General features: G+C 70.7%; 17 protein-coding genes. 6 read left to right on the forward strand and 11 right to left on the reverse strand.

Annotated features, from left to right (window positions below):
* Positions 1-19 precede the first annotated feature (19 nt).
* Together E1289_RS13905 and E1289_RS13910 are read right to left on the reverse strand one after the other, a co-directional pair.
* Positions 20-3,463 (reverse strand): bifunctional glycosyltransferase family 2 protein/CDP-glycerol:glycerophosphate glycerophosphotransferase, encoded by a 3,444-nt coding sequence (locus E1289_RS13905; protein WP_131980012.1) that lies wholly within the window; start codon positions 3,461-3,463, stop codon positions 20-22.
* Between the two features lie 144 nt (positions 3,464-3,607).
* On the reverse strand, positions 3,608-4,534 hold the full coding sequence (locus tag E1289_RS13910) for a hydrogen peroxide-inducible genes activator (protein WP_131980014.1): 927 nt from the start codon (positions 4,532-4,534) through the stop codon (positions 3,608-3,610).
* Between the two features lie 396 nt (positions 4,535-4,930).
* On the opposite strand from E1289_RS13910, the gene E1289_RS13915 reads away from it, so the two are divergent.
* Positions 4,931-5,485: a peroxiredoxin gene (locus tag E1289_RS13915; RefSeq protein ID WP_131980016.1), complete on the forward strand. Its 555-nt coding sequence runs from the start codon at positions 4,931-4,933 to the stop codon at positions 5,483-5,485.
* 3 nt (positions 5,486-5,488) lie between these two features.
* Positions 5,489-6,031: a carboxymuconolactone decarboxylase family protein gene (locus E1289_RS13920; protein WP_131980018.1), complete on the forward strand. Its 543-nt coding sequence runs from the start codon at positions 5,489-5,491 to the stop codon at positions 6,029-6,031.
* Positions 6,032-6,115: 84 nt separating this feature from the next.
* Here E1289_RS13920 and guaA read toward each other — a convergent pair whose 3' ends face one another.
* The gene (gene guaA, locus E1289_RS13925; protein WP_131980056.1) at positions 6,116-7,723 is read right to left on the reverse strand and encodes a glutamine-hydrolyzing GMP synthase; all 1,608 of its coding nucleotides are present in this window, start codon (positions 7,721-7,723) and stop codon (positions 6,116-6,118) included.
* 216 nt (positions 7,724-7,939) lie between these two features.
* Here guaA and E1289_RS13930 point away from each other — a divergent pair, with 216 nt between their 5' ends.
* Positions 7,940-8,911 (forward strand): zinc metalloprotease, encoded by a 972-nt coding sequence (locus E1289_RS13930; RefSeq protein ID WP_243712816.1) that lies wholly within the window; start codon positions 7,940-7,942, stop codon positions 8,909-8,911.
* Here the strand turns inward: E1289_RS13930 and E1289_RS13935 are convergent.
* Together E1289_RS13935 and E1289_RS13940 are read right to left on the reverse strand one after the other, a co-directional pair.
* Positions 8,899-9,630 (reverse strand): DNA alkylation repair protein, encoded by a 732-nt coding sequence (locus E1289_RS13935; protein WP_165970462.1) that lies wholly within the window; start codon positions 9,628-9,630, stop codon positions 8,899-8,901. The genes E1289_RS13930 and E1289_RS13935 overlap by 13 nt on opposite strands.
* Positions 9,631-9,713: 83 nt before the next feature.
* Positions 9,714-10,775, reverse strand: coding sequence for a DUF2867 domain-containing protein (locus tag E1289_RS13940; RefSeq protein ID WP_131980024.1), 1,062 nt, complete (start codon positions 10,773-10,775; stop codon positions 9,714-9,716).
* A 102-nt stretch (positions 10,776-10,877) separates the two neighbouring features.
* Between E1289_RS13940 and E1289_RS13945 the strand changes: the two genes are divergently transcribed.
* On the forward strand, positions 10,878-11,438 hold the full coding sequence (locus E1289_RS13945; RefSeq protein ID WP_131980026.1) for a TetR/AcrR family transcriptional regulator: 561 nt from the start codon (positions 10,878-10,880) through the stop codon (positions 11,436-11,438).
* 73 nt (positions 11,439-11,511) lie between these two features.
* Here E1289_RS13945 and E1289_RS13950 read toward each other — a convergent pair whose 3' ends face one another.
* Together E1289_RS13950 and E1289_RS13955 are read right to left on the reverse strand one after the other, a co-directional pair.
* Complete coding sequence (locus tag E1289_RS13950) at positions 11,512-13,263, reverse strand: GMC family oxidoreductase (protein WP_131980028.1); 1,752 nt, start codon at positions 13,261-13,263, stop codon at positions 11,512-11,514.
* Positions 13,264-13,272: 9 nt separating this feature from the next.
* Entirely contained in the window at positions 13,273-14,853 is a 1,581-nt protein-coding gene (locus E1289_RS13955; RefSeq protein WP_131980030.1) for a succinic semialdehyde dehydrogenase, read from the reverse strand.
* A gap of 273 nt (positions 14,854-15,126) precedes the next feature.
* Between E1289_RS13955 and E1289_RS13960 the strand changes: the two genes are divergently transcribed.
* Entirely contained in the window at positions 15,127-15,744 is a 618-nt protein-coding gene (locus tag E1289_RS13960) for a TetR/AcrR family transcriptional regulator (protein WP_131980032.1), read from the forward strand.
* 6 nt (positions 15,745-15,750) lie between these two features.
* On the opposite strand, the gene E1289_RS13965 is transcribed toward E1289_RS13960, so the two are convergent.
* The 4 genes from E1289_RS13965 to guaB all read right to left on the reverse strand — a co-directional run bounded on the left by E1289_RS13965 (position 15,751) and on the right by guaB (position 21,675).
* On the reverse strand, positions 15,751-16,884 hold the full coding sequence (locus E1289_RS13965) for a serine hydrolase domain-containing protein (protein WP_131980034.1): 1,134 nt from the start codon (positions 16,882-16,884) through the stop codon (positions 15,751-15,753).
* 121 nt (positions 16,885-17,005) lie between these two features.
* Entirely contained in the window at positions 17,006-18,739 is a 1,734-nt protein-coding gene (gene glpD, locus E1289_RS13970; RefSeq protein WP_131980036.1) for a glycerol-3-phosphate dehydrogenase, read from the reverse strand.
* A 152-nt stretch (positions 18,740-18,891) separates the two neighbouring features.
* The gene (locus E1289_RS13975; protein ID WP_131980058.1) at positions 18,892-20,007 is read right to left on the reverse strand and encodes a GuaB3 family IMP dehydrogenase-related protein; all 1,116 of its coding nucleotides are present in this window, start codon (positions 20,005-20,007) and stop codon (positions 18,892-18,894) included.
* A 171-nt stretch (positions 20,008-20,178) separates the two neighbouring features.
* Positions 20,179-21,675, reverse strand: coding sequence for an IMP dehydrogenase (gene guaB / locus E1289_RS13980; RefSeq protein ID WP_131980038.1), 1,497 nt, complete (start codon positions 21,673-21,675; stop codon positions 20,179-20,181).
* A gap of 231 nt (positions 21,676-21,906) precedes the next feature.
* Between guaB and E1289_RS13985 the strand changes: the two genes are divergently transcribed.
* Positions 21,907-22,296: a DUF5319 domain-containing protein gene (locus tag E1289_RS13985; protein ID WP_131980040.1), complete on the forward strand. Its 390-nt coding sequence runs from the start codon at positions 21,907-21,909 to the stop codon at positions 22,294-22,296.
* The last annotated feature ends 168 nt before the right edge of the window (positions 22,297-22,464 follow it).

Genomic DNA, 22,464 nt, shown 5'->3' on the forward strand with positions numbered 1-22,464 from the left:
GCGGCTCCGTGATGGGGTGTCAGTGGTCGGGCTGGAGGACCCGGTCGAGCACACGGGAGGCGGCGTGGCCGTCGTCGTGCGGGCAGTACCGGGCGGCGAAGGCGGCGCGCGCGTCCCGGAAGCCCGCGTCGAGCGCGGCGGGCTCGCGCAGGGCCTCGACGACCTCGCGCGCGGTGCTCAGCAGCGGCCCGGGGGCCTCCGCGTCGAAGTCGAAATAGAAGCCGCGCACGTGGTCGCGGTAGCGCTCCAGGTCGTAGGTGAAGAACACCATCGGGCGGCCGGTGACGGCGAAGTCGAACATGGACGACGAGTAGTCCGTGACCAGCACGTCGCTGATGAGGAACAGTTCGGAGATGTCGGGGTAGAACGACACGTCCATCACGCAGTCGCCCGGCCAGAGCTTCGGGCGGTCCGTGACGAGGTAGTGGGTGCGCAGCAGCAGGACGTGGTCGTGCCCCAGCGCCGTCCTGAACCCGTCGATGTCGAACTCCAGGCGGAACGAGCGCCTGCCGGCCGCGTGGCCGGAGTCGTCCCGCCACGTCGGCGCGTACAGCACGACCCGCTTGCCCTCCGGGATGCCGAGCCGCCGGCGCACCGCCGCCGCCATCTCCTCCCGGTGCGGGCTGTTCAGGATGTCGTTGCGCGGATAACCGCTCTCGAAAACGGGCCCGTCATAGCGGAACGCACGCCGGAACAGCGGGACGGAGAACGCGTTCTGGGCGAGGAGCAGGTCCCAGTGGGCGACGTCGTAGTCCATCCAGTCGCGCCCCTGGGGACGCTTGTACGGCATCTCCTTGACGTCGTATCCGAGCTTCTTCAGCGGCGTGCCATGCCAGCACTGCACATAGATCTGGTCGTCGCGCTTGGCGAACCACTCCTTCTGCGACCAGTTGCCGAAGATGTAGCGCGCGCGGGCCAGCGCCTCGTAGTACTCCCGCGTACCTGCCAGGACGGTCCGTGCGCCCGACGGCCTGCCGAACTGGCCGTTCTGGGTGATCCACACGCACTCCAGGTCGGTTTCGCGCCGCCGGAGCTCGTCGTAGATGCCCCGCGGGTTGCACGAGTACTGGCGTCCCCTGTAGGCGTCGAACACCGCCAGGTCACGCACGGGCAGATTCAGATGGCGGCGGTAGTGCCCGGACCGTATGCGGGTCTGCGCGTAGGCTCCGCGCTCGTCCTCGTCCAGGGCCGTCTCGATGCGCAGTTGCAACTGGTCGGTCTTGTGGGCGACGACCGTGATCCTGTGCAGACCCGCCTCGAACGGCTCCGGCAGTTCGCGAAGGGTGTGGCGCCTGATGACGACCGGTAGTTCCTGTCCGGCGATGGCCACGAGGACGTCCCAGCGACCGGATATGAGGGGACGGGCCAGGCCGAGCACCGGCATACGTGCCGGGGAGAACGACGCCGTGAACCGGTCCCCCTCCCAGTGCAGCTTGACCGCGTGCTCCTCGCATGACCGTCGCCGCCTGAGCATCACCGCATCGGGCCGTCCGGCCGTTTCTGTGCACGTCCCCGCCAGGTGGAGGGCGCCGTCGGGCGTCCAGGACACCTCGTCCACGGCCAGCCCCCGGCCGCGGACGACGAGACGGAGCGTGCTGCGCCGCGTCCTGGCGAGTTCCACCTCCCCACCCGGAATGGGGAACGCGGTGCCCGCCGGGTCCTCGTCCAGGTACGGCTTGACCTCGCCCGGCAGGGTGACGTCCCAGTCGCCGGGGCGCCGGGCCAGCCCGCCGACCGGCAGCCTGGCCCGGAACGCGCCGTTCCCGGCCGGTTCGATCCGCCCGGCGACCGTGCCGCGCCCCGTCCGCGGCACGGCGGCGACGCTCGGCTCGTCGCCGAGCGGGGTGCGGCTCCAGCCGTCCAGGCACAGCTCGCCGCGCTCCAGATGGCCGCCGACGACGGCCGCGGGCGTCCGCCGCACCTGCACCACGAACCGGTGCCTGGCCGCCACGCCCTGGACGAGCACGCCGGGCGCGCACTCCCGGTCGTCCGGCCACTGGCGGCCGGTCAGCCGCGGGTTCCCGAACGTGGACCGGCGCCGCAGCCCCCGGTTGACGATCTCGACGCACGGCACCCAGTCGATGTCCCGCCAGCGCCCGAGCACCTTCAGCGACGCCGGGTCGATCTCCGCGACGAACCCGGACCAGTCGTAGGAGACCGCCGACTGCCGCGACCGCGCGGTCACGTCCGGCCTGCGGACCCGCGTCACCGGCAGCCGCAGGAGCCCGCACCGGTTCGCCGCCACCAGCCACACCCGGATGCGCGAACAGTCCTCGGTCGAGGAGTCCAGGTGCTGGATGTAGGCGTGCCCCTCAAGGCGGAGCCGCCCGTCCACCCAGGAGGCCCGGTCGATCGCGGCCACCGGCGTCAGCTCGTCGGTCACGTCGTACACGTGCAGCGGGACGGCCCGCTCCTCGTCCTCGAAGAACGGGAACTCCGCGTACCAGCGGGGCCGCATGCCCCGCCGCACCCTCGGCGCGTCCACCGGTTTCCGGAGGTGGGCGTAGCGCATCACCTCCAGCAGTTCGGGCAGCATGCGGCGGCAAAGGAGGTGCACCTGGAGGCGCGTCATGGCGGGAAGCCGCTTCAGCACCCGCTGGCTGATGTGCCGCGCCAGGTCCGCGCCCATCGTGACGAGTTCCTCGCGATGCGCCTCCTGCGTCCTCGGCAGTGCCTCGAACAGGGTGTGGAGCTCGATCTCCACCAGGGCGTGCTCGTCGTAGGCGTGCAGGAGGTTGGGCGCGTAGTCGGCCAGGGCGTCACGCAGTACACGCGCGGACGCCAGACGCTGGGTGATGTTGTCCCAGTCGTAGCGGTCCTGGGTGATGGAGCCCGGCCGCTTGCGCCAGTAGTAGACCGTGTCCTTCAGGACGTCCACGGAGCGGGCCAGCGCATGTGCGCGCACGGTGACGGGTGGGTCCTCGTAGAAGCCCGTGGGGAACTCCAGGCCCGCCCGCTCCCAGAAGTCACGCCGGTACACCTTGTTCCACGGCGTCCTGTCGCGCATGAGCACCGGCTTGGACGACACATGCGTCTTGGCACTGGACTCGGTGAACACACCGTCGTGCAGAGGCGACTGCCATTTGCGGTCGTCGTCCATCCGCATGACGTTCCCGGCCGCGATGTCGGACCCAGTCCGCTCCAGGGAGCCGACCAGCCGCGCGTAGGCTTCGCGGTCGACCACGTCGTCGGCGTCGGCGAACGTCAGGTACTCCCCCCGCGCCTGCAGCACCCCCGCGTTGCGCGCCGAGCCGGGGCCCTCGTTGTCCCGCGTCACCAGCCGGAACCGCGGGTCCCGGGCGCACATCTCCTTGGCGATCACGGCGCCGTTGTCGGTGGACCCGTCGTCCACCATGACCACCTCAAGGTCGCGCAGCGTCTGACCGGCCAGCGACTCCAGGCACTCCCGCAAGAACTCCTCGGTGTTGCAGAACGGCACGACGACGCTGAGTTTCGGGGACATGGGGCCTCCTCCTCGCCCCACCGAGCATGATGACGTAGCGCCACCGCAAGAACACGCATCGCGATTGCAAGGCCGTCCGCTGACCCAGACTTGACCTCGCGTGGGTACGCGTTTACGGTCCGCTGACCGTCCGTCCGGGCGGCCCTAGGCGGGACGCACGCCCGGCACGACCCCCGACTCGGCGACCGCCTCACGGACGCTCGCGGCCAGCACCTCGAACTCGTGCGCGCGCGGTGACGTCGACCGGAACCCGAGCCCGATCCTGCGGAACGGCGCGGGGGCCGCGAACCGGTGCACGCGCAGGTCCGGCGCCCGGCGCGTCTCCACCTCCAGCGCTGTCTCCGGCACGAGCGTCACCCCCAGGCCGCCCGACACGAGCTGGACGAGCGTCGCGAGGCTCGTCGCATAGGTGGCGGCGGCGCGCGCCCCCACGTCACGGCAGACGTCCAGCGCCTGATCCCGCAGGCAGTGCCCCTCGTTCAGCAGGATCACGTCCAGGTCGCGCAACGCCTCCCGCGAGACCTGGCCTTCGACCTGGAACCCCGCGGGCGCGACGAGCGCGAAGTCCTCGTCGTACAGGACGAGCTCTGTCACGCCGGCCGTGGCCACGGGCAGCGCCAGCAGCACCACGTCCAGCCGCCCGGCCAGCAGCTCCGCGACGATGTGCCCGGTCTTCTCCTCGCGCACCGAAAGCTCCAGGGCCGGGAACTCCTTGGCGAGCCTTGGCAGCACGACAGGCAGCAGATAGGGCGCGACGGTGGGGATCACCCCCACCCGGAGCGGCCCCACGAGCGGCCCCTGGACGGCCCTGACGTCCTCCACGAGCCGGTCGAGCTCCGCCAGGATGACCTCCGCCCGCCGCGCGACGCGCTCCCCCGCGGGCGTCAGCAGCACCCTCCGCGTCGTCCGCTCGACCAGCCGCGTTCCCAGGCCGTCCTCCAGCGCGGCCACCGCCCCGGAGAGCGCGGGCTGGCTCATCCGCAGCGCGGCGGCCGCATCCCGGAAATGCAGATGCTCCGCAAGCGCCGAGAACGCCCGCAACTGCGCCACCGTCGGTCTACTGATCGCCATCCCGGCCGGAATATTACCGACCGGCAATCACACACAGTGACAAAACGCAGGTCATGGCGGGGTGGGATTCCCCACAACCCCGCGCGCGCCGGACAGGAGGGGGAGCGTGGCCTACATTTGCCCAATACGGAGGGTGATGCCTGATTTGGGCGAGTCGATGTGATTTACATCTATCGGACGGCGGGTCGCGAACATCGAGATTCCCCATCGTCGCTGGTCAGCGAGGTTTCCGGCAGGTCGATAAGAGTTGCCTATCAATCGATTGCGATATATCGATTTCTCTTCTCAACGCCGCTGCGGCACGCTGAGTGACATCGGCCGCCGGGGCGGAAGACGCCCGCGGCCCTCCCATGCCTCCCGTCCCGGAGGCGACATTCTCGTGACGAAGGAGCATGCGTGCTTACTGTCGGTGACCGGTTCCCCGAGTACGAGCTCACCGCCTGCGTCTCGCTGGACCCGGACAACGCGTTCGAGACGATCGACCACAAGTCCTATGAGGGCAAGTGGCGCGTGGTGTTCTTCTGGCCCAAGGACTTCACTTTCGTCTGTCCCACCGAGATCGCCGAGTTCGGCCGCCTCAACGAGGACTTCGCCGACCGCGACGCCCAGGTGCTGGGCGCGTCCGTCGACAACGAGTTCGTCCACTTCGCCTGGCGCAAGGACCACCCGGACCTTCGCGAGATCCCGTTCCCGATGATGGCGGACCTCAACCGCGAGCTGTCGTCCGCGCTCGGCATCCTCACCCAGGACGGCGTGGCGCAGCGTGCGACGTTCATCGTCGACCCCAACAACGAGATCCAGTTCGCCATGGTGACCGCCGGTTCCGTCGGCCGGAACGTCAAGGAGGTCCTGCGGGTCCTGGACGCCCTCCAGAGCGACGAGCTGTGCCCCTGCAACTGGAACAAGGGCGAGGAGACCCTCGACGCCACCAAGCTGCTGGCCGGGGTGTGACCCATGAGCGTTGACGCCCTGAAGAGCGCGCTTCCGCCCTACGCCAAGGACACCAAGCTCAACCTGGGCTCGCTGACGTCCACCTCGCAGCTCACCGACCAGCAGCTCTGGGGGGCGGTGCTGGCCTGCGCCTTCACCACGCGCAGCGCCACCGTCATCCGCGAGCTGGCCGAGGAGGCCGCCGACCACCTGTCCGCCGAGGCGTTCGAGGCGGCCAAGGGCGCCGCGTCGATCATGGCGATGAACAACGTGTACTACCGCGCCACCCACCTGATCGGGGACGACACGTACGCCACGCTGCCCGCCAAGCTCCGGATGTCCATCATCGGGAAGCCCGGCGTGGACAAGGTCGACTTCGAGCTGTGGTGCCTCGCCGTGTCGGCGATCAACGGCTGCGGGCGGTGCCTGGAGTCCCACGAGAAGGTCGTCCGGGAGGCCGGCCTGTCCCGCGAGCCGGTGCAGGAGGCCCTGCGGATCGCGGCGGTCGTCAACGCGACGGCCGCGACGCTGGAGGCCGAGGCCGCCCTGGCCCCCGCCACCGTCTGACGGCTCCGCGGCACACGTGAGGCCCGGGTGCGGTGCGCACCCGGGCCTCACGTTGTCACAGGCGGGGTCGTGACCGGGCCGGGGTCACTCCCATTCGATGGTGCCGGGGGGCTTGGACGTGATGTCCACGGTGACCCGGTTGATCTCGCGGACCTCGTTCGTGATGCGCGTGGAGATCCGCTGCAGCACCTCGTAGGGAAGCCGTGCCCAGTCGGCGGTCATGGCGTCCTCGCTGGTGACGGGACGGAGCACGATGGGGTGGCCGTAGGTGCGTCCGTCACCCTGGACGCCCACGGACCGGACGTCTGCCAACAGGACCACGGGGAACTGCCAGATGTCGCGGTCGAGCCCGGCGTTCGTCAGCTCTTCGCGGGCGATGGCGTCGGCGTCGCGGAGGATGTCCAAGCGGTCGCGGGTGACGGCGCCGATGATGCGGATGCCGAGGCCGGGGCCGGGGAACGGCTGGCGCCAGACGATCTCGGACGGCAGGCCGAGCTGTTCGCCAAGGGCGCGGACCTCGTCCTTGAACAGGCTCCGCAGCGGCTCGATCAGCTTGAACTGGAGGTCGTCGGGGAGGCCGCCGACGTTGTGGTGTGACTTGATGTTGGCCGCGCCCGTGCCGCCGCCCGACTCGACGACGTCCGGGTAGAGGGTGCCCTGGACGAGGAACTCGACGGGTTCGTCCGCCTCCGGCGAGCCCTCCTGGGGGGCCGCCCCGGAGGTGCCCGCGACGATCTCGCGGGCCGCCTCCTCGAACACCCGGATGAACTCCCGTCCGATGATCTTGCGCTTCTCCTCGGGGTCGGTGACGCCGTCGAGGGCGGCGAGGAAACGGTCCTGGGCCTCCACGACGTGCAGGTTCACGCCGGTGACGGCGACGAAGTCCTTCTCGACCTGCTCCGGCTCGCCCTTGCGCAGCAGACCGTGGTCGACGAACACGCAGGTCAGCTGGTCGCCGATGGCGCGCTGGACCAGGGCGGCGGCGACGGCCGAGTCCACGCCGCCGGACAGCGCGCAGATCGCCCGCCTGTGCCCCACCTGCTCCCGGACGGCCGCGATCGACTCGTCCGCGATGTTCACCATCGTCCAGTTCGGACGGCAACCGGCGCCCTCGTACAGGAAGCGCCGCAGAAGCTCCATCCCCTGCTCGGTGTGCATGACCTCCGGGTGGAACTGGACGCCGAAGAAGGCGCGCTCAAGGTCCTCCATGCCCGCGACCGGGGTCACGTCCGTGGAGGCCGTGACGGTGAAGCCCGACGGGGCGCGGCTGACGTAGTCGCGGTGCGACATCCACACCGCCTGCTCATGCGGCAGGCCCGCGAACAGCATGCCGGGCGAGGAGACAGTCACGGTGGTGCCGCCGTACTCGGCGACATCGGAGTTCTCGACCGTCCCGCCCAGGGCCTGGGCCATCACCTGGTGGCCGTAGCAGATGCCGAGCGTGGGCACCCCCAGGTCGAACAGCCCTTCCGGTGCTATCGGTGCACCCTCCGCGTACACCGACGCAGGGCCGCCCGACAGGATGATCGCTTTCGGTCGCCTGGCGAGCATCTCCCTGGCCGGCATGGTGGACGGCACGATCTCGCTGTACACATGGCACTCGCGGACACGCCTCGCTATGAGCTGCGCGTACTGCGCGCCGAAGTCGACGACGAGAACGGTGTCAAAGGACTGGTCTGCGGCCACCAACAAAGCCTTTCGCACGGCCGGAAGGGTCTCTCCAGTCTACGGGGAGCCGTGACCTGCACCGCTGCGCACCCCCACCCCCTGTCACGTTGAGCAATTGACCGATAACGGTCAGCATCCATTTACCCGGACCACACCCCGCCACGACGTCACTCTGATACCCCTTGATGACGCCTTGTGTTCACTCGGCTCCCGTCCGCAAGCGTCCTCCCTAGGAGTGCCGTGAAGTTGCTCGCAGCCACTGCCCTGATCGCCGCGTTCGTCCCGGCCCTCGCCGCACCGCCGTCGCCCGTGCCGGCGTCCGGCGCGTCCCCGGAGACCGTACGCCTGGACGACTGCGCCCACGCGCACGAGCACGCCGACGCGCGGCTGCGGCGACCGGGAGGGCACGGAGGGGACCGCAACGAGCTGACGCCCGCGGAGGCCGCCACCGTCGAGCAGCGCCTCAACCGGATACTGCGCTCGCTGGGCTTGGGCCCGGCCGATGTGCCGGAGGGCCGGTCGCCCGGCGCGAACCTCCGTGCCGCGCAGCAGATCAGCATTCCGGTCCACTTCCATGTGCTGCACGACGGCGCCAAGGGCAACGTGTCCGACGCGATGGTCGAGCGCCAGATCAAGACGTTGAACGACTCCTACGGCGGGCAGAACGGCGGCGCGAACACGCGGGTCTCCTTCAGCCTCAGCGACGTGACCCGCACGGACAACGCCGCCTGGTTCAACGAACCCGAACGCTACGAGGCGACGTACAAGCCGAAGCTGCGCAAGGGCGATAAGGCCACGCTTAACCTCTACAGCGGCAACATCGGCGGGGACCTGCTCGGCTGGTCGACGTTCCCCTGGAAGTACAAGGCCGAGCCCACGATGGACGGTGTCACGATCCACTACGGCAGCATGCCGGGCGGCCACATCGACAACTACAACAAGGGATTCAGCGCCACGCACGAGGTCGGCCACTGGCTCGGGCTCTACCACACGTTCCAGGACGGCTGCCTCGGCGAAGGCGACCGGGTCGCCGACACCCCGGCCGAGCGTGACCCCACGAACGGCTGCCCGGCCGGCAAGGACACCTGCCCCTCCCCAGGCGCCGACCCGGTGCACAACTACATGGACTACAGCTACGACACGTGCATGACGTCCTTCACCGCCGGCCAGGGCGCCCGCATGCACAAGGTGTGGACGGCCTACCGCCGCTGAGCCGCAAGGAGCCGTCCGGCGTCCTCTTCCGGAAGGTGCCGGACGGCCTCCCGGATCGTCACACCCGAGATCGCACCGACGCGGGCTTCCACCCATCCCGTCACCCAGCCCGCGTCCTTCTTCGACAACTCCCGCAGCACCCACCCAAGGGCCTTGCGGATGAAGAACTCCCGTTCACCAAGCAACGCGTCCCCGAACCGGCCGATCCTCTCCAGGTCGGGTTCCCCGGCCCGCACTCCCGCAAGGAGGGCCAGCATCGCGGTGCGCCGTATCCACATGGAGGAGTCGCCGACCCACGCGTCCAGCACGGCCCCCAACTCCGGGTACCGGATGACCATCTTGCCGACGACCTTCTCCGCGAGGTTGTCCACATAGACCCAGCTGGCCGAGTCCCGGACGAACCGTTCGGCGACGGCCAGATCACCGGGCTCCAGCAACGCCACCCGCTTGACGAGCACTTCGATGGCCGCCACCCGAGCCTCGTGGACGGCACGTCCGCCCTCCGTGACGTTCCAGAGAACGTCGGCGAGGCAGAGCAGCTCATCCCGCGCGGGCTCGGTCTTCACCGCCGAAACGGCGATCTTCCGCAACGCCGGCACAGGCACCCCGATATGCGCGAAAGCGCTCTTCAGATAGCGCCGCTCATTCTCGGCCCGCACCGGATCGGCCAGCGCCCGCAGCTCCGCCAGAATCCGCGCGGCCTCGCCCTCCACATCCACCCGGAACACGCTACGCCGCCCCGCCCGAGCCGAATCCAACGCCCCTCGGCACGGGCCGGAGCATCACCGGCCTCCGGACGTCCTCATCGGTTGCCCGCTTGGAGCCGCGCGGCGGTTTCGCGCAGCAGGTCCGCCGCCGCCCGACGGTGAAAGCGCGAGGCCAAAGACCATACGATCTTGCCGAGCGTCCGGTCGTAGCGGCCGAGGGTGACGAGCGTGATCGTGCTTTCCTCGACCCGGACGACGAGATCGAAGGTCAGCATCCAGGACCGCGCTCGGAGCCGGATCCAGTGTTCGCCGCGCTCGGCCACGCGCCAGCCCGCCACCGTCTCCGTCCACGGGCGCGGCGCGAGGCGGAGGCCGAGGAGCCGGCGCCAGATCCGTTGCCCGCCGGCGCCTGCGACGCTTTCGAGCATCGTGCGCGCACAGTGCTCGGGCGTCGCCGTCACGTCGGTGGCGAGGGTGAAGATGTCGGCGTAGTCGGCGTCGAGCCGGCCCCTCATCGACTCCGGGATCCGGTGGAGGCCGACGGCGCTCGCCACCTGGCCGGCAGCCGGGCCACGGCCGCTGGTGGCCCGCTGCCACCAGCGCTCGTAGTCGCGCATCAACGCCGGATAGACGAACAGGTAGCGAAACGGCTTGATCGCGGCCATGTACAGCCGCCCGAACAGGCCGTTCGGCTTGACCAGCACCGCCATCTGGCCTCGATGGCCGCCGTTGCCGTCCTCGACCCAGCTCAGGTGCAGCACCGCGTGGACGGTGGCGTTGGCCAGCTCCGCCGCGAGTTCGTCGTCGAGCTTGTACAGCGGCGAGAACGGTAGTCCGCCGAGCTCGGGGGAGGCCGCCTCGCGCAGGTCGTCGGGCAGGCGATCGCGCAAGGTCGGCACGCGCGCCCGCAGCCCGGCGTCCTCCCGGTCCCAGCCGAGGATCTCACCGAGCTTCCATCTGACCGCCCAGAGCAGCCGGGGTATCCCCGTGGCGTCCTCGCCGGGACGGCCAGACGTGGCGAGCTCCGAGGCCAGCAGCTCGAAATCGCCGGGGCCGCCGGGTGTCGGCAGCGCCCACACGTCTTCGAGCTCGAAGTCGTACGCGATCTCGTGGATGCGCCAGGGCCGTGCGGTGTGCTCGGTGAGGGCGACTTTCATAGCGGTCTCCAAGGTGGGGCGCCGATCCCGGCCACGTTATATACGGCAGCGTATATTACGCGCCGTGTAGGGTCTACTCCGCCCTGATCGAGGAGATGCAGCATGCCCCCGCCCACCCGCACACCGCGCGAGCGCTGGGTCGCCGCGGGCCTGGAAGCGCTCGCGGAAGGCGGGCCCGAAAGCGTGCGCGTAGAGGCGCTGGCGGCCAGGCTCGGTGTCACCAAGGGCGGGTTCTACGGCCACTTCCCCAATCGCGCCGCCCTCCTCACCGAGATGCTCGACCAGTGGGAACGCCGCACCACCGCGGACGTGATCGCCCAGGTCGAGGCGGAAGGCGGGGATGCGACGGCCAAGATGCAACGGGCCGGCCTGCGCACGTTCTCCAGCGAGCTGCTCCCGATCGACCTCGCGATCCGCTCGTGGGCGCGCCACGACCCGGACGTCGCGGCCCGGCTGAAGCGCGTCGACAACGCCCGGATGGGCTACCTCCGGGACCTGTTCGCGACCTATGTCGACGACCCCGACGAGATCGACGCGCGCAGCACCCTTGCCTTCACCCTCGCCATCGGCCGTCACTTCATGGCCGCCGACCATGGGGGACGGACCGAGCACGAGGCCGTGAGCCTCGCCAGCGAGTACATCCTCCGGCCACCGCGCCCCTAGGCCACGGCGAAGGGCACGACCGGCGGTTCTCGGCCACCGGGTCCGGCGGTTCGCGCCGGCCCAGGTGCTCCGATCAGGTGATGTCGACGATGGGGAGCCGGAGTGCGGCGGGGGCGTCGTCGGGGACGGCCGGCTTCCGCGGCGGTACAGGCGCCACGCGGCGGTACCGGTCGCCCAGGGCGGGGCGCGGGTCGTCCTCGGAGCGGTTCGGCCAGAACGACATCGCCCGCTCGGCCTGGGCGGTGATGGTCAGGGACGGGTTGACGCCCAGGTTGGCGGACACCGCGGAGCCGTCCACGACGTGCAGCCCAGGGTGCCCGTAGACGCGGTGGTAGGCGTCGATGACGCCGGTCTCGGGCGAGTCGCCGATGGCGCAGCCACCGAGGAAGTGCGCGGTCAGCGGGATGTCGAACAGGTCGCCCCAGGCGCCGCCGGGCATCCCGCCGATCTCCTCGGCGATCAGCCGCGTCGCCTCGTGGCCCTCGGGGATCCACGTCGGGTTGGGCTCGCCGTGCCCGGCCGCCGCGCGGACGTCCCAGCCGAACGGGCCCTTCTTCGGGCGCAGCGTGATCGAGTTGTCGCGGGTCTGCATGACCAGCGCGATCACCGTCCGCTCGGACCAGTGCCGCAGGTCGAACAGCTGCACCAGGTCACGGGGGCGGCGGACGACCTCACGCGCGAACTTCAGGATGCGCGGCGTGTGCTTGTCCCCCGGGCGGTCGCCGTCCACCAGGAGGGTCTGCAGCAGGGCGAGGAGGTTGGAGCCGCGGCCGTAGCGGACGGGTTCGATGTGCGTGTCCGGAGCCGGATGGAACGAGGACGTGATCGCGACGCCCTGGGAGAAGTCGGGGCCGGGCCGCCCGTTGCGGCGGCCGCCGCCGAGGATCGCCTCGGAGTTGGTGCGGGTCAGCGCCCCGAGCCGGTCGGACAGGCGCGGAAGCACGCCGGTCGACTTCAGCTTGTGCAGCAGCTTCTGCGTGCCGTACGTGCCCGCGGCGAAGACGACCTGCCCGGTGGTGAACGTCTTGCGGTTGCGGCCGAACGAACCGGTCCGGACGATCTCGACCTCGTATCCCCCGCCAGCCAGGGGCCTGACCGCGGTGACGCGGCTGAGCGGCATCACCCGGGCGCCCGCCTTCTCGGCCAGGTAGAGGTAGTTCTCCGTGAGCATGTTCTTCGCGCCGTGGCGGCAGCCCACCATGCACTCGCCGCACTCCATGCAGCCGCGGCGGCGCGGTCCCGTCCCGCCGAAGTACGGGTCGGCGCTCTCGATCCCGGCCCCGCGGCCGAAGTAGACGCCCACGGGGGTCTTGACGAAGGTGTCGCCGGCGCCCATCCGGTCGGCGACCTTCCTCATGACCGCGTCGGCGGGGGTCGTCGTGGTGTTCTGGACGACGCCCAGCATGCGTTTGGCCTGCTCGTAGTACGGCGCGAGCTCGTCCTGCCAGTCGGTGATGTGCGCCCACTGCCGGTCCTTGAAGAACGGCTCCGGCGGGACGTAGAGGGTGTTGGCGTAGTTCAGCGAACCGCCGCCGACGCCCGCGCCCGCCAGCACCATCACCCGGCTGGCCTTGGCGCCCCGGATGAGGTGCATCCGCTGGATGCCGGTGAGGCCGAGCGCCGGCGCCCACAGGTACCGCGCGATGCGCCAGTTCGTCTTGGGCAGTTCCGGATACCTGGACCCGGGCGCACCGGACGGGTTCGTGTCGAAACGGCGTCCCGCCTCGATCACCCCGACCCGGTAGCCCTTCTCGGTCAGCCGCAGCGCCGACACGCTGCCGCCGAACCCGGACCCGACGACGAGCACGTCGAAGTCATGCTTCACGGGCGTTCCCTACTTGATCCGGAGCTTCTTCATCACCTTGATGCCGTTCACCATGAACGCGGCGAACCGGTCGTAGCCGAGGGAGCCCGGAGGTTCGAGGTCCATGAAGTGCTGGCTCGCGACGGTCTGCACCTCGGTGAACTTCAGCAGGCCCTCGGCGCCGTGGCGGCGCCCCACCCCGGACTGCTTCATCCCGCCCATCGGGGAGTCGTACGACGCGTACGCCGCGCCGTAGCCGTCGTTGATGTTCACGGTCCCCGCCTGGATGCGGGCGGCGAGACGGCGGCCCTTCGCCGGGCTCTTCGTCCACACCGACGCGTTCAGGCCGTACTGGGTGTCGTTGGCGCGGGCGACGACCTCGTCCTCGTCCCGGTACCGGTAGATCGCCACGACCGGGCCGAACGTCTCGCTGGCGCACAGGTCCATGTCGCCGCTGACGTCCGCGAGGATCGTCGGCTCGTAGAACAGCGGGCCGACATCCGGCCGGGCCTTGCCGCCGGCGAGGACGGTCGCGCCCTCCTTGACGGCCTGCTCGACGTGCCGGGTCACCGCCTCCAGCTGCCGCGGGTACGTCAGCGACCCCATCTCGGCCTCGAAGTCGAGCCCGGTGCCGAGCTTCATGTCCTTGGCGGCCTCGACGAACCGGGGGACGAACCGGTCGTAGACGTCCTCGTGCACGTACATCCGCTCGATCGAGATGCACAGCTGCCCGGCGTTGGTGAAGCACGCGCGGAGGGCGCCCCGGACGGTGCGCTCGACGTCCGCGTCCGGCATGACGATCATCGGGTTCTTGCCGCCGAGCTCCAGCGAGTACGCCACCAGCCGCGGCGCGACCCGCTCCGCGATGGCCTTGCCGCCGCGCGTCGACCCGGTGAAGGAGACGTAGTCGGCCTCGTCCAGCAGCGGGTCACCGATCTCGGCCGGATCACCCACCACGATCTGCCACACGTCCCGCGGCAGGCCGAGTTCGACCAGCAGGTCCAGCACCCACAGGCTCGACAGGCACGTCTGGGTGTCCGGCTTGTGGATCACCGCGTTGCCCGCCATCAGCGCGGGCGCGATGTCGCTGGCGCCGAGCGCGAACGGGTAGTTCCACGGCGCGATCAGCGCGACGACGCCCTTCGGGTGCCGCAGCTCCTGGACGCGGGTGACCCCCGGCATCATGCCCTGCCTGCGCCGCGGCTTCAGCAGCCCCGGGGCCCGCCGGGCGTAGTACAGCGAGCACAGCGCCACGTCGAGGAACTCCTCCAGCGCGTGGCGGCGGGCCTTGCCGGTCTCCAGCTGGATGACGTCGAGGATCTCGTCGCGCCGGTCGACCAGGGCGTCCGCGAGCCGCAGGAACGGCTTGACCCGCTCCCGCACGGGCAGCCGCGCCCAGGCCCGCTGCGCCTCCCGCGCCCGCCGGTGCGCCTCGCGGACGTCGCCGGCACCGGAGATCGGGACGGTCGCGAGGGGCTCACCGGTGAACGGGCCGGGGATCGTGGCGGTATCGGCGCCGCCCGAGACGACGTGCGAAACCAGCCGGTCGATCAGTGTCTGGGGGAGCTCGTGCTTTGCCGCGCCCTTGGCAGGGACCGTCGGGGATGCCATGCCCGCAGGGTATGACCCCCCGGCCACTTTTGGCTACCCACAGGTAACGAACGGCTCCGGGCGGTTTGTGACACTCGTCCCACCTTCTCGTCCACCACCGCCCAACGGACCGTTCCAACCAGCACGGACTTGCGCAACTCGATGAATGACCATGTCCGGCCGGTGTATCTCGGAGAGAAGGGGAGAATCTCGGCGCGCGACCCCGCCGCCCGGGCGTCGGCTGCCGCGCGCCCGGCCACGGGAAGCCGTCCGGCACACGGGAGGGAACACCATATGACGGACACCTGCGGCGAGCGCACACGCCGACCGTCCGGCGGCGGCACCCGGGCACGCCCGGGCCGCCGCGAGCAGACCCGCTCCGCGCTGCTCACCGCCGCCGAGCGGCTCTGGGCCGAACGCGGCATCCACGGCGCCTCACTGGACGACATCGCGGCGGCCGCGGGCCTCACCAAGGGCGCCGTCTACTCCAACTTCGCGGGCAAGACCGACCTGTTACTGGCCCTGATGGAGCGCTTCACCGCCGACCGCAACACCGACGTCTGCGAGGAGCTCCGCGCCGCCGAGGAGGACACCGACCACACCGGCCGCTCCTCCCCCCGCCACGACACCGACGACCGCCCCCGCCGCCTGGCCCTGCTCCTGGTCGAGTTCTGGCTCTACGGCATGCGCGACTACGCCGCCGGCTGGCGCATAGCCGACTGGTACGCCGAACGCCGCGCCGACATGGCAAGCGCCCTGGAGCCCACCGAGGACCTGACCGCCGACGACCGAGCCACCCTGGCCCTCGCCTTGGACGTCGGCCTGGCCCTGCAACACCTCCTGGACCCGGCCCGAGTCCCAGCCGACCTCTACAAGACCGGCAAGACCCTGATCCTCCACAACTTCCCCTAACACGGGTTAGGCGCCGCACAGGGCTGTGGGAAGGGCTTCCGCCATGGCGTCGTCCAGGGCCGGTCCGCCGCCCGGGTTGAGGTTGACCATGACGGTGGCCTGCCTGCCGTCCATGGTGGCACCCGTGCGGACGCTGAAGCCGAGCATGTCACCGTCGTGCCCCCAGAACCCGTCACCGCAGTTGGGGGAATCCTTGGCGGGAAGCCACTCCAGCCCCAGGCCGTACCTGGACCCTGATGCCCTTCCCGTGAGGCGGCCGTCCAGCATCTCCCGCACTTGAGCCGGCTTCAGCAGGCGTCCGCGCAGCAGCGCCGCCAGGAAGCGGTTGAGGTCGGAGGCGCTGGAGATCATGCCGCCCGCGGCTCCGCCGACGGTCGGGTTGAGGCGCGTGATGTCCACCAGCTCGGACCCGGGCCGGACGTATCCCCGGGGATGCGGTCCGGGGATGCCGGGTGCGTCGCCCGGCACGAAGGTGTCGTGCAGCCCGAGCGGGACGATCACGCGCCGATGGATCTCCCCGCGGTAGGAGCGTCCGGTCACGCTCTCGATGATCATTCCGGCGAGCAGGTAGTTGGTGTTGGAGTAGCCCCATCCCGCGCCCGGGTCGAACTCCCGGGGGTGCGGCAGGGCGATGTCCACCAGTTCCCGCGCCTCCCAATGCCGGAGCGGATCGTTCAGGACCTCCAACGGGGACAGGTGGTCCAGGACGTCCGGCAGCCCGCTGGTGTGCTGGAGCAGCTGGCGGACGGTGATCTCCCGCCCGTCGTTGTCGGCGCCGCGCACCACCCCGGGCAGGTACCGCTCCACCGGAGCGTCCAGCTCGATCCGCCCTTCACCGACGAGCTGGAGCACCACCGTGGCGGTGAACGGCTTGGTCACGCTGCCGATCCGGAAGCGGCTGCGGGGATGCACCGGTGCGCCCGTCCGGATGTCGGCGACGCCACCGGTGGCCACGAGACGGCCGTCCCGGTCGTTGACCTCCGCGAGCGCCCCGGGAGCCCCGTCCGGCCCGGCGAGCCGCTCCACCACCGGCCGCAGCCGGTCGTGGCCGGCCGCCTCCGCCGGGGTGGCCGCAGCCGCCACCGTCAAGGCCAGACCCACCATCGCCGCACGCCGGAACATCGTGTTTCTTGTGATCATGAACGGCCACGATAGGTTTCGGCGGACCGACCGCACATCCATCCCGTGAGCCATCCAAGCCATCACTCCCAGAGGGGAAGCGAAGCGTGAAGCGAAGGCTCTCGAGACGCCAAGGGAACTGCTATGCAGTCGGCACGATGTCGGGGGCGCCTCGGCGGTGGGCGTCGGCTTCCTGGTCGCCGTCCTGGGATTGGGAGGCGCGTTCGGCTTCTACGCGCTTGCGGTAGTACTCGATCTCGCGGTCGCGTTGCTTCTTGGACCAGCCGAGGACGGGGGCGAGGAGGTCGGCGGCCTCCTGCGCGGCGCCGACGCCGCGGTCCCAGGTCTCGATGGAGACGCGGGTGCGGCGGGCGAGGACGTCGTTGAGGTGGCGGGCGCCCTCGTGGGTGGCGGCGTAGACGATCTCGGCGCGGAGGTAGTCGTCGGCGCCGGTGAGGGGCTTGGCCAGGTCGGGCTTGTCGGAGATCAGTTCGAGGAGGTCGTCCACGAGGGTGCCGTAGCGGCGCAGGAGGTGCTCGATGCGGGCCACGTGGAGGCCGGAGCGGGAGGCGAGCCGGTGGCGGGCGTTCCACATGGCCTGGAAGCCGTCGCCGCCGACGAGGGGGATGCGGTCGGTGCACGATTCGGGGATCTTGCCGTCGAGGCCGTGGGCGACGGCGTCGATGGCGTCCTTGGCCATGACGCGGTAGGTGGTGTACTTCCCGCCCGCGACGAGGACGAGCCCGGGGACGGGGTGGGCGACGACGTGCTCGCGGGACAGCTTCGAGGTCTCTTCGGTCTCGCCCGTGAGGAGGGGGCGCAGGCCCGCGTAGACGCCCTCCACGTCGTCGTGGGTGAGGGGGGTGGTGAGGACTCTGTTGACCTGGTCCAGGACGTACTCGATGTCGGCCTGGGATGCGGCGGGGTGGGCCTTGTCCAGGTCCCAGGCGGTGTCGGTGGTGCCGATGATCCAGTGCCGGCCCCACGGGATGACGAAGAGGACGGACTTCTCGGTGCGCAGGAGGATGCCCGTCGCGGAGTGGATGCGGTCCTTGGGGACGACGAGGTGGATGCCCTTGGAGGACTTCACATGGATCTGCCCGCGGCCGCCGACGAGTTCCTGGATGTCGTCCGTCCAGACTCCGGTGGCGTTGACGACCTGCTTGGCGCGGACCTCGCTGGCCGTGTTGCCCTCCAGGTCGCGGATGCGCAGGCCGGTGACGCGCTCGCCTTCGCGCAGGAAGCCGATGCACTGGGTGCGGGACGCGATCTGCGCGCCGTACTCGGCGGCGGTCCGCAACGCCGTCATCACGAAGCGGGCGTCGTCGACCTGCGCGTCCCACAGCTGGATGGCTCCGGTGAAGGAGTCCTTGCGCAGGGACGGGGCGAGCCGCAGCGCGCCGCGCCGGGTGAGGTGCCGGTGGTGCGGGACGCCGCGGGTGCTGCCCATCTGGAACGCGAGCGCGTCGTAGAGCGCAACGCCGGCGCCGATGTACGCGCGTTCCCACACGCGGTGGGTGGTCGGCAGCAGGAAGGGGACGGGCCGCACGAGATGCGGGGCGATCTGCTGCAGCAGGAGCCCGCGCTCGGTCAGCGCCTCCCGGACGAGGTCGAAGTTGTACTGCTCCAGGTAGCGCAGCCCGCCGTGGATCAGCTTGGACGAGCGCGACGACGTGCCGGACGCGAAGTCGCGCGCCTCCACCACCGCCACCGACAGGCCCCGGGTGGCCGCGTCGAGCGCGGCGCCCGCACCGACGATGCCGCCTCCGACGACGACGACGTCGAACTCCTCGCGGGCCATCCGGTCCAGCGCCGCGGCCCGTTCCGCCGGACCCAGCCGGGAGCTGCCCAGACCCGTCACAGGTGATCCCGTCATCGCGTTTCCCCCCACAGCGGTTGTATTGTCCGAGCTTTCCTACCCAAGAGTAGGGATGCGTCCACCCCGCGAACGACCGATTCCGCAAGGGTTAGCGCGCGGTGACGGATCTCATCCCGGGCTCGCGGAAGCCCCGCGGGGCACGGGACCACTCAGTCGGTGGAGTGGCGGGGAGCCACCACCACCTGTACCCGCTGGAATTCCTTCAACTCCGTGTAGCCGGACGTGGCCATCGCGCGGCGCAGGGCCCCGATCAGGTTCATCGACCCGTCCGCGACATGGGACGGGCCGTAAAGGATCTGCTCCATCGTCCCGATCGTCCCGAGCCCGATGCGAGTGCCGCGGGGGACGTCGCCGTGGTGGGCCTCGCTGCCCCAGTGGTAGCCGCGGCCCGGCGCCTCGGTGGAGCGCGCGAACGGCGAGCCGACCATGACGGCGTCGGAGCCGCACGCGAACGCCTTGGCGATGTCGCCGCTGTTGACCATGCCGCCGTCCGCGATCACGTGGACGTAGCGTCCGCCGGACTCGTCCAGGTAGTCGCGGCGGGCGGCGGCCACGTCCGCGACGGCGGTCGCCATCGGCACCGCGACGCCGAGGACGGTCCGCGTCGTGTGCCCGGAGCCGCCACCGAACCCGACCAGCACGCCCGCCGCGCCGGTCCGCATCAGGTGCAGCGCGGCGGTGTAGGTGGAGCAGCCGCCGACGATGACGGGGACGTCCAGGTCGTAGATGAACTGCTTGAGGTTCAGCGGCTCGGCGCGCCCCGAGACGTGCTCGGCGGACACGGTGGTGCCGCGGATGACGAACAGGTCGACGCCCGCGTCGATGACGGCCTTGTGGAACTGCGCGGTGCGCTGCGGCGACAGCCGCGCCGCCACGGTGACGCCCGCCTCGCGGACCTCCCGGATCCGGCGGCCGATCAGCTCCTCCTTGATCGGCGCGGTGTAGATCTCCTGGAGCCGCTGCGTGGCGCGCACCCCGTCCAGCGCGGCGATCTCAGCGAGCAGCGACTCGGGGTTCTCGTAGCGCGTCCACAGCCCTTCGAGGTCGAGGACGGCGAGGCCGCCGAGCCGGCCCACGGCGATCGCGGTCGCCGGGCTGACCACGCTGTCCATCGGCGCGACGAGCAGCGGCATCTCGAAGCGGTAGGCGTCGATCTGCCAGGCGACGCTGACCTCCTCGGGATCGCGCGTCCGGCGGGACGGCACGATGCCGATGTCGTCGAAGGCGTACGCCCGGCGGCCGCTCTTGCCACGGCCGATCTCCACCTCAGCAGCCACTGCGCCCTTCCTCTGCGTCGCCCGGCTCTCACCCGTCGGTGAGCCCGGGCCACCGTGCTCGAAGTCCCCGCCCACTGCGAGAACAAGCCCAGAAGAGCTTACGTCAGGCCCGTACGGCCCCGGCACGCGCCAAGCCGCGCCAGCGCGCCGGGGGGTGGGTCAGCGGCCCTGGTAGTTGGGGGCTTCCACGGTCATCTGGATGTCGTGGGGGTGGCTTTCGCGGAGGCCGGCGGGGCTGATGCGCATGAGGCGGCCGCGTTCCTGGAGTTCGGGGATCGTGCGCGTGCCCGCGTACCACATGGACTGGTGGAGGCCGCCGACGAGCTGGTGCGCGACGTTGGCGAGCGGGCCGCGGTAGGGGACCTGGCCCTCGACGCCTTCGGGGATCAGCTTCTCCTCGCTGTTGATCTCGGCCTGGGCGTAGCGGTCCTTGGAGTAGGAGACGCCGCGCTCGCGGTTGCGCATCGCGCCGAGCGACCCCATGCCGCGGTACGACTTGTACTGCTTGCCGTGGACGAAGATCAGCTCGCCGGGGGACTCCTCAACACCGGCGAGCAGGCTGCCCAGCATGACCGTGTCGGCGCCCGCGACCAGGGCCTTGGCGATGTCGCCCGAGTACTGGACGCCGCCGTCACCGATGACCGGGACGCCGGCCTCCTTCGCGGCGCGGGCCGCCTCGGAGATCGCGGTGATCTGCGGGACGCCGACCCCGGCGACGACGCGGGTGGTGCAGATCGAGCCGGGCCCGACGCCGACCTTGACCGCGTCGGCGCCCGCCTCCGCCAGGAGTTTCGCGCCCGCGTGGGTGGCGACGTTGCCGCCGACGACCTCGACCGGGGCGTTGTTCTTGATCACGGCGATCGTGTCGGCGACGCCCTTGGAATGGCCGTGCGCGGTGTCCACGATGATCACGTCGGTGCCGGCCTCGATGAGGGCCCTGGCGCGGCGGATCGCGTCCTCGCCGACGCCGACGGCCGCGGCGACGAGCAGCCGCCCGTCGGCGTCCTTGGTGGAGTGGGGGTACTGCTCGCTCTTCGTGAAGTCCTTGGTGGTGATCAGGCCCTTGAGGCGGCCGTCGGCGTCCACGAGCGGGAGCTTCTCGACCTTGTTGCCCGCCAGCAGCCGGAACGCCTCGTCGCGGGTCACGTCCACCGGGGCCGTGATCAGCGGCATCGGCGTCATGACCTCGCGGACCGGACGGGACAGGTCGGTCTCGAAGCGCATGTCCCGGTTCGTCACGATGCCGACCAGCACGCCCCGCACGTCGGTGACCGGCACGCCGGAGATCCGGTAGTGCGAGCACAGGTCCTCGACGTCGGCGAGCGTCGCGTCCGGGAGGCAGGTCACCGGGTTGGTGATCATCCCGGCCTCGGAGCGCTTGACCCGGTCGGCCTCCTCGGCCTGCTCCTCGATCGACATGTTGCGGTGCAGGACGCCGATGCCGCCCTGCCGCGCCATGGCGACCGCCGTGCGGGCCTCGGTCACCGTGTCCATCGCCGCCGAGACGAGGGGGATCCGCAGCGAGATGCGGCGGGTCAGCCGGGAGGTGGTGTCGGCCTCGCCGGGCTGCATGTCGGAGTAGCCCGGGAGCAGCAGCACGTCGTCGAAGGTCAGGCCCTGCGGAAGGATCTTGTCTGGCTCGGCGGCAGGGTTCATGACTACCTTTCCCGTAGTGATGGAGCATCGGGCCAGGTCACAGCGACCCTGTTTCCATGGTAGGGCGTGGGTCCGCGCCGGGACCGGATGTTGCGTACGCCGGTCACGTGGTCTTCGTGACATCCCCTAACAACCGGGACAGGCCGCACATTCCAACTTTGCGTGTTCGTTCGCGCACGGAGGAAGACCGGGGGTGCACCTCCCCGGCCGTCACGCAGTAGCGTGGTAGCCGTGCACGACGACGCTCCGCTCGACCCGTTCGCCGGAGACCCGGAGGACCCGGCGGCGGCACTCGGCGACCCCGGAGACGAGACCGCTCCGCTCAGCGTGACGGAGCGCGAGGACGTGCTGGCCGACCTCGCCGACCTGGAGGTCTTCCGCGCCCTGCTGGAACCGCTCGGGGTGCGGGGGCTCACCGTCGACTGCGGCGACTGCGGCAAGCTCCACTACATCGACTGGGAGCTTCTGCACGGCAACCTGCGCCACCTCCTGGACGAGGGCCTCCCCCGCGTCCACGAGCCCGCCCTGGCGCCCGACCCCGTCGACTACGTGAGCTGGGAGTACGCCCGCGGCTACATCGACGGCGTCATCGACAGCGAAGAGGGTCACGACGAGAACTGACCCGCCGCTTCCCGGCTGACGAGAAGCCCGGCGCAGCCGGCCACCACCGCGGACGGAAAGTCAGTCGCGGGGGCGGTCGTGCGGGTCGTGGGTACCGGTTCGCTTCCTGGGGTGTCGGTGCTTGTGCAGGTCTCGGCGGTCCGGGGTGGGGGTTTCGGTTTCGGGGGC

Source organism: Actinomadura sp. 6K520 (assembly GCF_004349245.1).
GTDB lineage: Bacteria > Actinomycetota > Actinomycetes > Streptosporangiales > Streptosporangiaceae > Spirillospora.

What these genes read in the sequence shown, in the direction of transcription:
- E1289_RS13905 (WP_131980012.1), bottom strand. Translation starts at nt 3,463, where the DNA reads ATGTCCCCGAAACTCAGCGTCGTCGTGCCGTTCTGCAACACCGAGGAG.
- E1289_RS13910 (WP_131980014.1), bottom strand. Translation starts at nt 4,534, where the DNA reads ATGGCGATCAGTAGACCGACGGTGGCGCAGTTGCGGGCGTTCTCGGCG.
- E1289_RS13920 (WP_131980018.1), top strand. Translation starts at nt 5,489, where the DNA reads ATGAGCGTTGACGCCCTGAAGAGCGCGCTTCCGCCCTACGCCAAGGAC.
- E1289_RS13940 (WP_131980024.1), bottom strand. Translation starts at nt 10,775, where the DNA reads ATGAAAGTCGCCCTCACCGAGCACACCGCACGGCCCTGGCGCATCCAC.
- E1289_RS13945 (WP_131980026.1), top strand. Translation starts at nt 10,878, where the DNA reads ATGCCCCCGCCCACCCGCACACCGCGCGAGCGCTGGGTCGCCGCGGGC.
- E1289_RS13955 (WP_131980030.1), bottom strand. Translation starts at nt 14,853, where the DNA reads ATGGCATCCCCGACGGTCCCTGCCAAGGGCGCGGCAAAGCACGAGCTC.
- E1289_RS13960 (WP_131980032.1), top strand. Translation starts at nt 15,127, where the DNA reads ATGACGGACACCTGCGGCGAGCGCACACGCCGACCGTCCGGCGGCGGC.
- E1289_RS13965 (WP_131980034.1), bottom strand. Translation starts at nt 16,884, where the DNA reads ATGATCACAAGAAACACGATGTTCCGGCGTGCGGCGATGGTGGGTCTG.
- glpD (WP_131980036.1), bottom strand. Translation starts at nt 18,739, where the DNA reads ATGACGGGATCACCTGTGACGGGTCTGGGCAGCTCCCGGCTGGGTCCG.
- guaB (WP_131980038.1), bottom strand. Translation starts at nt 21,675, where the DNA reads ATGAACCCTGCCGCCGAGCCAGACAAGATCCTTCCGCAGGGCCTGACC.